10 protein-coding genes are annotated in these 10,110 nt (G+C 65.1%); 4 read left to right on the forward strand and 6 right to left on the reverse strand.

What is annotated here, in order from left to right; genetic code table 11:
• Nucleotides 1-37 precede the first annotated feature (37 nt).
• The 3 genes from rplM to AC1DVS_RS25740 all read left to right on the forward strand — a co-directional run bounded on the left by rplM (nt 38) and on the right by AC1DVS_RS25740 (nt 1,639).
• On the forward strand, nt 38-517 hold the full coding sequence (gene rplM / locus AC1DVS_RS25730; protein WP_478027352.1) for a 50S ribosomal protein L13: 480 nt from the start codon (nt 38-40) through the stop codon (nt 515-517).
• Nucleotides 517-1,065, forward strand: a complete 549-nt coding sequence (gene rpsI, locus AC1DVS_RS25735) for a 30S ribosomal protein S9 (protein ID WP_478027353.1) — start codon at nt 517-519, stop codon at nt 1,063-1,065. The genes rplM and rpsI overlap by 1 nt, the downstream gene beginning before the upstream one ends.
• Before the next feature lie 88 nt (nt 1,066-1,153).
• Nucleotides 1,154-1,639, forward strand: a complete 486-nt coding sequence (locus AC1DVS_RS25740) for a hypothetical protein (RefSeq protein WP_478027354.1) — start codon at nt 1,154-1,156, stop codon at nt 1,637-1,639.
• Between the two features lie 235 nt (nt 1,640-1,874).
• Here AC1DVS_RS25740 and bchE read toward each other — a convergent pair whose 3' ends face one another.
• The 5 genes from bchE to AC1DVS_RS25765 form a co-directional block, all read right to left on the reverse strand.
• On the reverse strand, nt 1,875-3,401 hold the full coding sequence (gene bchE, locus AC1DVS_RS25745) for a magnesium-protoporphyrin IX monomethyl ester anaerobic oxidative cyclase (RefSeq protein ID WP_478027355.1): 1,527 nt from the start codon (nt 3,399-3,401) through the stop codon (nt 1,875-1,877).
• Nucleotides 3,402-3,504: 103 nt separating this feature from the next.
• Complete coding sequence (locus AC1DVS_RS25750; protein ID WP_478027356.1) at nt 3,505-4,476, reverse strand: acyl-CoA desaturase; 972 nt, start codon at nt 4,474-4,476, stop codon at nt 3,505-3,507.
• A 22-nt stretch (nt 4,477-4,498) separates the two neighbouring features.
• Nucleotides 4,499-6,004: a TIGR01777 family oxidoreductase gene (locus AC1DVS_RS25755; RefSeq protein WP_478027357.1), complete on the reverse strand. Its 1,506-nt coding sequence runs from the start codon at nt 6,002-6,004 to the stop codon at nt 4,499-4,501.
• Complete coding sequence (locus tag AC1DVS_RS25760) at nt 6,001-6,681, reverse strand: DUF4166 domain-containing protein (RefSeq protein WP_478027358.1); 681 nt, start codon at nt 6,679-6,681, stop codon at nt 6,001-6,003. Before AC1DVS_RS25760 ends, AC1DVS_RS25755 begins: the two co-directional genes overlap by 4 nt.
• Before the next feature lie 682 nt (nt 6,682-7,363).
• Nucleotides 7,364-8,143 carry a metallophosphoesterase family protein gene (locus tag AC1DVS_RS25765; RefSeq protein WP_478027359.1) on the reverse strand — a complete coding sequence of 260 codons (780 nt, stop codon included), beginning with the start codon at nt 8,141-8,143 and terminating at the stop codon, nt 7,364-7,366.
• Between the two features lie 110 nt (nt 8,144-8,253).
• Between AC1DVS_RS25765 and AC1DVS_RS25770 the strand changes: the two genes are divergently transcribed.
• On the forward strand, nt 8,254-9,777 hold the full coding sequence (locus AC1DVS_RS25770) for a malonate--CoA ligase (RefSeq protein WP_478027360.1): 1,524 nt from the start codon (nt 8,254-8,256) through the stop codon (nt 9,775-9,777).
• Here AC1DVS_RS25770 and AC1DVS_RS25775 read toward each other — a convergent pair.
• On the reverse strand, nt 9,761-10,110 hold a 350-nt coding region (locus AC1DVS_RS25775), incomplete at its 5' end, for an NAD-binding protein (protein ID WP_478027361.1). The two genes, AC1DVS_RS25770 and AC1DVS_RS25775, sit on opposite strands and share 17 nt — an antisense overlap.

The raw sequence follows: 10,110 nt of genomic DNA on the forward strand, positions 1-10,110 counted from the left end.
CGGCGCGTGTCGTTTCAATCATAAAGGTCCTGGCTCCATGAAGGCGCTGATGAAGACCACCAAGTCGGTCAAGCCGCACGAGGTGGAGAAAAAATGGCATATCGTCGATGCCGACGGCCTTGTGGTCGGTCGTGCAGCCTCGATCATCGCCAATGTCCTGCGCGGCAAGCACAAGCCGAGCTTTACCCCTCATGTCGATTGCGGTGACAATGTCATCGTCATCAACGCGGACAAGATCCGGTTCACGGGCAACAAGCTCAAGGACAAGATCTATTACCGCCACACCGGCTATGCCGGCGGCATCAAGGGCGTCGCAGCGGGCAAAATCCTCGAGGGTCGCTTTCCCGAGCGCGTGCTTGAAAAGGCCATTGAGCGCATGATCCCGCGCGGCCCGCTCGGCCGTGAGCAAATGCGCAACCTGCGCGTTTTCTCGGGTCCCGATCATCCGCACGCAGCGCAGAACCCCGAAGTCCTCGACATCGGATCGATGAACCGCAAGAACAAGGTGGGCAACTAATGTCCGACAATCGCCAGTCCCTCGCCGATCTCGCCGAGCTGACCAACACGCCGGCGCCGGTCGCGGCTTCGAACCCGGTTCTCGCCAGCGACGAATATGCGCCTGCCGCTCCCGTCGTCGTGCGTGAGCCGATGCCGCTGCGCGAGCAGATCCTCGACAAGCAGGGCCGCGCTTATGCGACCGGCCGCCGCAAGGACGCAGTCGCTCGCGTCTGGATCAAGCCCGGCTCGGGCAAGATCACCATCAACGGCCGCGACCAGGAAGTGTATTTCGCACGCCCGACGCTGCGCCTCGTCATCAACCAGGTGTTCGGCGTGACCGAGCGCGAAGGTGCCTATGACGTGGTCTGCACCGTCAAGGGCGGCGGGCTTTCGGGCCAGGCCGGCGCGGTCAAGCATGGCATCAGCCAGGCGCTGACCAAGTTCGAGCCGATCCTGCGCGCGCCGGTGAAGGCAGCGGGCTTCCTGACCCGCGACAGCCGTACCGTCGAGCGCAAGAAGTATGGCCGGGCCAAGGCTCGCCGCAGCTTCCAGTTCTCGAAGCGCTAAGCTTTTCGATTTCGCGAAAATGGGGCGGTCCGGCAACGGGCCGCCCTTTTTCGTTGACTGGCCGGCCGCGAGACACTGAAGTGCGGTCATGGCCCTGAACGACCCCGTGACCGCCCGGATCATCACCTTCCTAGGTGAGATCGGCATTCCGGTCGTCGTCGAAGCGCTTGAGGAAGACACGTTGCTGCCCGCGATGACAGTGCGCGACGGCGGGCTGGTGATTGATTCCGCGCGACTGACCTGGCCCGGCGATCTCCTTCACGAGGCGGGCCATATCGCCGTTACTGATCCAGCCTTGCGCGGCAGCCTTTGTGAGGTCCCCTCCGATCCGGCCGAAGAGATGGCGGCGATTGCCTGGTCCTATGCCGCGGCGGTGGAGATCGGGCTCGACCCTCATATCGTGTTCCATGACGAGGGCTATCGCGGCGGCGGGGGTTATCTGGCGGACGCCTTTGCCGATGGCGCGACGCTGGGGATACCGATGCTGCAATGGTTCGGCATGACCGCGAGCAAGCACAGCACCGAGGAACAAGACGCGGCGCCCTTCCCCCATATGCTCCGCTGGTTGCGCTGACGGCCGAGCGTACGAGCGCGGGTCTGCGTTTCTGCTGCCGACGATGAGAAAGACGTAACGGGTTTTCCGCTGCTAGATGTCCGGTAGCGGGGGTTTCGATGCGGTTGAATCAAAGCCTTGGCCGCGTCGTACGGGGGCCGCGCGTGTTGGGAATGTCATGCGGGGCGCTGACATTTCCGAGTTGTACAGAACATTGTACATGACAAGATGCAAGGGCCTGACGTTAGCCAAGCGGTCAGACCGCCACCGGCGCCTTTTGCGGGCGTAGTGCCACCCGAGAGGCCTCCTCCTCCGCATCCTGTGGCGCGCCGAGAAAGGCCGCCAGCGTCTGCCCTTCATCACGATAGGTGTCGCGAAAGAGGAAGCCGATGATCTCGTGGATCCAAACGCGACGGCCCATCCGGTAATACCAACGGATCGCGTGGCGGATCTTCGAATCGGAGTTCCACAGCAGGCGGCGCAGCGAGCGCGGGCGCAGTTGCGCCGCTGCCTCGATGAACTTGACCCAGAGGAACAGACGCCATGGCGGCATATGGGACATGCCGAGCACCTGGTGCTTGTAATCCCAACGCGTCGGGTCCGCCTGCACCACTGTCCGGTCGCGGGCGATGCGGAAGAAGGGCGTCCAGCGATGCGGGGTGACATAGAGCGCCTGGATCTGGTCGGGATCATAGGAGATCAGCTGGCGCAGGCCACGCAACAGATCCATGTCGGTCTGGTCGGCAAAGCCCGCGACCCAGGTCGCCATCGACAGGATATTGTGCTTGCGCAGCAGGCGGATCGCCTCGCGGTCGGTCGTGGTCGTGCCGCCCTTGCGGATCAGCTTGAGCGTTGCCTCGTCGGTATTCTCCATGCCGAGCAGGAAGCGCTCGAATCCGGCCTGTTTGTAGAGGTGGAGGATATCGGCATCGCGGACGATGTCGTCGGCACGGGTCGAGCCAACCAGGGTGACCGAGACATTCTCGGCGATCAGCGCCTCGAGAAAAGCGCGCCACGGCTTGCGCCCGGCGCTCGGATTCTCGTCGGCGAAGTTGAAGACCTCGACGCCGTGTTCGCGGTGGAGATGCGCGATCTCGCTGGCGAGGCGGACGGGATCGCGGTGGCGCCATCGAGTCCAGAAGCCGCGCTGCCCGCAATAATTGCAGAGATGCGGGCAACCGCGCGAGAACTGGATCACCACCGCGCGCTTCCCGCCCCAATAGCTGTAGCGGCTATGGTCGATCAGCTCCCAGCCGATCCGATAGGCATCGAGATCGGCGATCACGCGGGCAGCGGGAGTCGCGACCGGCTCGCCCCGCCCGTCGCGAAAGGCGATGCCGTCGATCGCGACGAGCGGCCCGCCTTCCTCCAGCGCGCGCATCAGCTGCCGCGCGGTTTCTTCGCCTTCGCCGCGCACCACGGCCTGGACCCATGGCTCGTCGCGCAGGATCTCGCGCCAGAAATAGGTTGGGTGAACCCCGCCATAGACGATGCGGACATCGGGCAAGGCCTTCGCGATCGCTAGTGCCACTGCGGTGATGATCGGATGGCCGGAAGAGGAGCCCGAATGGCCAAACAGCACCGCATCCGGCCGAGCGTCCACGGCCTCGGCAACGATCCGGTCGATCGGCATCGGTCCGAATTCGCCGTCGATCAGCCGGACGTCATGGCCGTCGTCGATCAACGGGCCACCGACGCAGAGCAGGCCGAGCGGTGGCAATTGCTCCTTTGGGATGCGGCTGCCAATGGCCGGGTGGGGAATGTTGATCAGTAGGATGCGCATTGCCGACCCTCGCTTCGATGACGGAGGCCAGCTTGTGTCACGCCAGCGTGGAGCGAGGATCGGGCAGGCGTGGAGATTTGGTGGAGATGCTAAGGTCTGGACCCTAGTGGCGGGCGCTCGCCTGTCCTGTGGCGGCCACCGCCAACGCACGATCGCTGAGCGGCGTAATGCCGGGACGCGGCGGCAGATTGCGGGGCAGCTTGATATTCCAGGCGAGGCCGACGCACTCCAGCAGCTTGATGAAAACATAGCCGAGATCGATCTGGCCCCGATACAGGCCGTGGCGGGCTGACGCGGGGAAGGCGTGGTGGTTGCTGTGCCAGCTTTCGCCCATGGTCGGGATCGCAAGCCATGGCACGTTATAGGCCTGGATCGCAGCGCCATCGACCAGCCAGTCCTGCGGCCCGGCGGTATGCGCCCGGTAAGATATGTACCAGTGCATCGTGGTGCAGGCCGCCACGCGCACCACCACACCCCAGACGACGAAAGGCCAGCCGCCTGCCAGGAACAGCAGCACGCCAAGCGGGAGCTGGTGAAGCATCCAGGTCCGCTGCAGAAATCGGTAGAAGCGATCGTCGCTGATCCCCGGCCCCGGATCGAAGGAGGGTGGCCGATCCAGGACGACACGGAAGTTCAGATAATAAAAGCCGTCGATCAGCAGCGGTTTGCCGTGCCGCAGGAACCAGTGGCAATCGGCCTGGCGCTGGCCCCAGTCGCGCGTGTCATGAAGACGGACGGTCCAGATCGGGCCGCCCATGCCGACCAGCGTACCGGCCCAGATCATCGCGCGTTCCAGCCATTTGGGGCAATCGAAGCTGCGGTGGATCAGGCGACGGTGGAAACCGACCGAATGCCCCATGCAGAGGGTGGCGCCCGCAAGCAGCAGGAAAACGAGCAGGGCGGGCCAGGTGAAGAAGATCGGCCCCGCGATCAGCGCGCCGCCAAGCATGCCCATGTTCCAGACCGATCGCGGGCCGTCCCACACCACCTTTCCCGCGACCGCGTCGGCCTGGTCCAGATTGCCCAGCGAGTTGACCTTGAACGCGCCCGATGCAGCGCCGCCCTGAACGTCCATCATGCTTCTCCTCGTCCATCGCTCAATGCAGGAGCCGCGCTTCCCGGAAAGGCCGTAGCGGCGCAGGGGACGCTGCTTCAGCCGGCCGCCCGACGATCGCCCCGACCGCGTCCTCGATCCGCGGGTAACGGAAGCGGAAGCCGTGGAAGACCGCTTTGACCGGCAGCACCTTCTGGCCGCCCAGCATGAGCTCGTCGGCAAGATCGCCCAGAGCGAGCCGCAGCGGGAAAGCGGGCAAGGGCAGGATTGCCGGGCGGCGCAGGGCGTGGCCGATCGCCTGAGCGAAGCGCCTGTTGGTGACGGGACTGGGGGCTGTCGCGTTGAGCGGCCCCTCGATTTCGGGATCGGCGGCGGCGGCGACGATCATCCGGACCAGATCGTCGCGGTGGATCCAGCTCGTCATTTGGTGGCCACCGCCGATCGGGCCGCCCATGCCGAGTTCGAAGACCGGCAGCAGACCGCCGAGCATGCCACCGCTTGAGCCGAGCACGATGCCGGTGCGCAGCAAGACGAGGCGCGTGCCGGCGCCCGCGGCACATTTAGCGGCTGCCTCCCACGCCTCGCAGACATCCGCCGCGAAGCCGCGACCGCGCGGCGCCATTTCGTCGATCACGCTATGATCGTCGATGCCGTAGAATCCGATCGCGGAGCCGTTGATCAATACCGCCGGGCGGTGATCAAGCCGCTCGAACAGCGCAGCCAGCGCCCGCGTAACGCGAAGGCGGGATTCGATGATCCGGCAGCGGCGCGCAGGGGTCCAGCGCCCTGCCGCGATCGGCTCGCCGGCCAGATTGATGGCGATGTCGCAGCGGAAATCATGGGGCAGCGCGGCAAGGTCCGTGACGATCCGCAGTGGAGTTGCCAGGCCGGACGCGTGCTTGGGATCGCGCGTGAGGACGGTCACGTCGTGCCCGGCGGCGACCAAAGCCGCCACCAGCCGCGTGCCGATAAAGCCGGTTCCGCCCGTCACCAGCACTGCCTGACGCCCGGGCAAGGCGCTGGCCAACTCCGCCGCCGGGCTGTCGATCAGCCGCTCGTTTCGTGCCGCCGCGAACAGGTCGCGGATTCCGGAGGCGGTGACTCCGAGCGCCGCGATCGCCAGCAGGATCGACACCAGACCATGGCCCTGGAGACTGGTTCCCGTGGGAAGCAGGGCCCATCCCACCAGTACCGGCACGAGCAGGGCGACCAGCACGCCATAATTGAGCGTGAGCAGGGTATGCGTCACCCGCTCGCTCGCCGGCAGGGCGCGGATGCGGTCCTCCTCGACAAAATCCCACAGCGTAATCCCGGTTTCGATCGCCAGCGCCGCGATCAGCACCATCGCCGCCGCCCCGTGCGGCTCGGTCCAGCCGAGCGCCAGGAACAGCAGCCCATAGATCAGGTTGCGGACGCCGTGGAGGCGAAGTTCCCTCGCCTGGCCGGGCCTCCAGGCGAGGCGCTGGGTCAGCTCATGATGGTAGAGCGTATCGAAACCGCCCAGCGCGATCTGGAGCAGCAGCAAGGCGATGAAGACTGGATTGCTCATGACACATTTCCCGGCCGATATTCAGTGAACAGGCAGCATTGGTGGACGAGCGGGCCGAACCAGGGGTGGTCGAGCGCGAGCGTGAAGGCGAAGTGGCCATGGTCGCAATCGATATGGCCGATGCTGAGCCGCCCGGGCGCTAGCCAGCGCGGGAGGCGAAACCGAATGGGGCCGACGCGCCAGAAATAATGGTCGCTCTCGAAATACAGCGCCTCTGCCTCGACCCGCAGCACCAGCGCGATGCCGAAGCCCATGCCGAGATATTCCTCGATGCCGGTGGGCCCGGCAAACCGTTTGGAGCTGTGGATGACCTGCGGGAAACCGCCACGACGGCAATATTGGCGGGTCCAGTACTGACCGTCGGAGCCCGCATCCTCCGTTACGCAGACGGACGCAGCCACATTGGTATCGGTGTTGAGCGGCAAAGGCGCGCCCACGACCCGGCACAGATTGGCGAGCAACCGCCCGAGCCGGCTCATCCGGCATTCGACGACCTCGCCGATATAGCTGATCGTCTGAGTCGCCAGCGCCTTGCGGCCGAAGCGCGCCCGCACGGCGGGCGGCAGCGCGGCCCAGTTCGCCTCGCCGAGCAGCTGGCGAAAGCGCGGGTCGATGACGGTGGCGCCGATGTTCGGGACGAAGGAAGCGGGCGTCTTCAGCGCTACGACCGTCCCCATCTCTTCCTCCTGTTCCTGCTATTTCTGTTAAATCAGAAATTACAGACCTTGCTGTCATGAGTCAAGCCGGATGTTTGCAGCGTTGGACGTGCGCCAACAGGAAGCGTCCTTGTTGCCGTGGCGCGGTGGAGCGATGATCCACGCGTTGGGCAGCTTCGGCGGGAATCCCGTGTCGATTGCGTGCAGAAATCCTTCTCCCCCTGTGGGAGAAGGAGGGAGGAGCGAAGCGACGGAAGGTTGAGGGGGAGTGAGGTTCGTTCAGCGTCGACCCAAGGAGAGTCCCCTTCACCCTTCCCATCGCTACGCGATGGGCCCAGCATTGGGTCGGCCATGCCCCCGGCATGGCCTAAACAGCGCGGGGCGCTGTTTACCCAATGCTCCTCTCCCATAGGGGGCTACGGCATTCACACATCGCGCCGCGCTTCTCTTCTCCCTCTCCCAGCGGGAGAGGGAAGGGGCCCGTCACGAAGTGACGGGAAGGGTGAGGGTGACCAGCATGAGCGTCTCGCCCTCAACCTCACCCCGCGCTGCTGCGCAGCTTGCCCCTCTCCTAAAGGGAGAGGGGAAGAAGGGCGCTGTACAATGTGTGAATCTGGTAGCCCTAAGGGAGAGGGAGAAGAGGCGTCGCTCGATGTGTGAACGCCTAGCGTGGGCGCGAAAGAGACTCGTTGCCGGAGAGCGCCTATGCCGCGCCCTGTACCACCGGCTCCCTGGGCAGCACCGTGTCGGGCTCCGGGCTCAGCGTGCGCAGCACCACGTCGAACCTGGCGTCCGCGATCCTGATCTCGTTGAACGAAGGCGGCGTCGCGCGGGTGCGACGCGACAGCGTTCCAGCCCCTATCATTCGGACTTCGCGGCCGACGACGTCAAGCGCAAGATTGAACGGATCATGGACATGCCCGGTCAGCACGGCGTCCGTGCCGGCGGCCGCAAGAATCTTCAGCGCCTCGGCACCGCCGCGTGTCGCGCCGGTCGCGTCGGTCTTAGCCTCGACCAGTGGGTGATGGCAGGCGACGAAGACCAGCTTGTCCTTGGGCACCGTCTCGATCAGCGCCAGCGTGCGACTCAAGGAGCGGGGGCTGACATTGCCCTTCGCCCAGTTGAGCCGCCACTGGAAGCGCGCGGTCGTCACCATCGGGACGATCGCCACGCCCGGCAGGTCGAGCGGCCTTTCGATGATCCGCTCGATCTCGTCGATGCGGTGATAAGGCCGGAAGAGCCGTGCGATCGGGTTGAAGTAAGGCAGATCGTGATTGCCGACCTCTACGGTCACGGGCACGCCGAGGCCCTTGAGCCATTCGAGCCCCGCGACGAACTCATGGCGCCGTGCGCGCATCGTCAGGTCGCCGGTCATGACCACGGCATCGGGTCGTTCGGCCTCAACCAGCGCGTCGAACCATTTGACTGCCGCAACGTCTTCGCGGCCGAAATGCACGTCGCTCACATGGAACAGGCGGATCATGTCGCGGCCTCCATCATCGCCACGGTATTGGTGGTGAACCCACACATTCTGCATTAGCCGCCCAACGCACGACTCAGCGGAATGGGGTCGCGCAAAAGACGGAGAGCGATGTGGCGAACCTGTATGACCGTTTCTTCAATCGTTTCGCCGACCGCCTCGCCGAGCCGTTCATCGTTCACCCGGACGGCCGCATGATCCTGTACGGCGATCTGCATGATGCCACCGGCCGGATCGCCAATCTGTTCGCGTCGCTCGGCATCGGGCGTGGCGACCGGATTGCGATGCAGGTCGACAAGTCGGCCGAGGCGCTGCTCGTCTATCTCGCGACCCTGCGCATCGGGGCGATCCATCTGCCGCTCAACCCGGCCTATACGCCGCGCGAGCTCGACTATTTCCTGCGCGATGCCGAGCCGAAGCTGTTCCTCGGCTCGCCCGTCAATGAGTCGGTGCTGGGTGCGCTGTGCAGCGAGGCGGGCATACCGCATGTCCTGACGCTCGGTACCGCCGGCGACGGCAGCCTGCTCGATCAGGCTGAAGCGATGACTGCCGCTTTCACGACGGTTGCGGTGGCGGACGATGAGCTGGCCGCGATCCTCTACACCTCGGGCACCACGGGCCGCTCCAAGGGGGCGATGCTCACCCATGACAATCTCGGCTCGAACGCAGAGACCTTGCAGGTGCTGTGGCGCTTCGAGCGCGACGACGTCCTGCTGCACGCGCTGCCGATCTTCCACACCCATGGGTTGTTCGTCGCCACCAACCTCGTGCTGCTGAGTGCCGCACGGATGATCTTCCTGCCCGCTTTCGATCTCGACGCGATGATCCGGCTGTTGCCGCAGGCGAGCGTTTTGATGGGTGTGCCGACCTTTTATTCGCGGCTGTTGTCGCGGCCCGATTTCACGCGCGAGCTGGCGCAGGACATGCGGCTGTTCATCTCCGGATCGGCGCCGCTTTCGGCCGAGGTCCACCGCGAGTTCAGCGCACGCACCGGCCATGCGATCCTCGAACGCTACGGCATGACCGAGACCAACATGAACAGCTCGAACCCCTATGACAGCGCTCGGGTGCCGGGGAGCGTCGGCTTTCCGTTGCCGGGGGTGGATATCCGGATCACCGATCCCGAAACCGCCGCGCTCTTGCCGCAGGGGAGCATCGGCATGATCGAGGTGCGCGGGCCGAATGTGTTCGCCGGTTATTGGCGGATGCCGGAGAAGACCGCCGAGGAGAAGCGCGCCGATGGCTGGTTCATCACCGGCGATCTCGGGCGGTTCGATGAGGCGGGTTATCTCTTCATCTCGGGGCGCGAGAAGGATCTGATCATCTCGGGCGGGCTCAACGTCTATCCGGCCGAGGTCGAGGCGCTGATCGACGAGCTGCCGGGCGTCGCCGAATGCGCGGTGATCGGCGTGCCGCACCCCGATCTCGGCGAAGGCGTGGTCGCGGTGATTGCCGCGAAAGCTTCCGGTGCGGTCGATCCCGGGGCGGTCAGGGCCGCGCTCGCCGACAGCCTCGCCTCGTTCAAACGGCCCAAGCTTGTCTTCGTCGTGGATCAGTTACCGCGCAACGCCATGGGCAAGATCCAGAAGGCTGAGTTGCGCAAGCTTTACGGCGACAGCTTCAGTCCAGCATCCTGATGATGCCGGAGAAATCGAGGCCGCCTTGCCCTTCGGCGGCGAACTTCTCGTAAAGCTCAGCGGCCTTGGCCCCCATCGGCGTATCGGCATCGACCTGGCCTGCCGCCTCCATCGCGAGGCGCAGGTCCTTGAGCATCAGCAGTGTCGCAAAGCCGCCCTGATAATCATGATCGGCTGGCGTTTCCGGCCCGACGCCGGGGAGTGGGGCGTAGCTCGTCATCGACCAGCTCTGGCCTGACGAAACCGACGCGATGTCGTAGAATTTCTGCGGATCGAGCCCGAGTTTCTTCGCCAGCAGGAACGCCTCGCAGGTCGCGACCATGGTCGCGCCGA

The organism is Sphingomonas sp. P3_C5 (assembly GCF_056402635.1).

What these genes read in the sequence shown, in the direction of transcription:
- rpsI (WP_478027353.1), top strand. Translation starts at nt 517, where the DNA reads ATGTCCGACAATCGCCAGTCCCTCGCCGATCTCGCCGAGCTGACCAAC.
- AC1DVS_RS25740 (WP_478027354.1), top strand. Translation starts at nt 1,154, where the DNA reads ATGGCCCTGAACGACCCCGTGACCGCCCGGATCATCACCTTCCTAGGT.
- AC1DVS_RS25765 (WP_478027359.1), bottom strand. Translation starts at nt 8,143, where the DNA reads ATGATCCGCCTGTTCCATGTGAGCGACGTGCATTTCGGCCGCGAAGAC.
- AC1DVS_RS25755 (WP_478027357.1), bottom strand. Translation starts at nt 6,004, where the DNA reads ATGAGCAATCCAGTCTTCATCGCCTTGCTGCTGCTCCAGATCGCGCTG.
- AC1DVS_RS25750 (WP_478027356.1), bottom strand. Translation starts at nt 4,476, where the DNA reads ATGGACGTTCAGGGCGGCGCTGCATCGGGCGCGTTCAAGGTCAACTCG.
- rplM (WP_478027352.1), top strand. Translation starts at nt 38, where the DNA reads ATGAAGGCGCTGATGAAGACCACCAAGTCGGTCAAGCCGCACGAGGTG.
- bchE (WP_478027355.1), bottom strand. Translation starts at nt 3,401, where the DNA reads ATGCGCATCCTACTGATCAACATTCCCCACCCGGCCATTGGCAGCCGC.
- AC1DVS_RS25760 (WP_478027358.1), bottom strand. Translation starts at nt 6,681, where the DNA reads ATGGGGACGGTCGTAGCGCTGAAGACGCCCGCTTCCTTCGTCCCGAAC.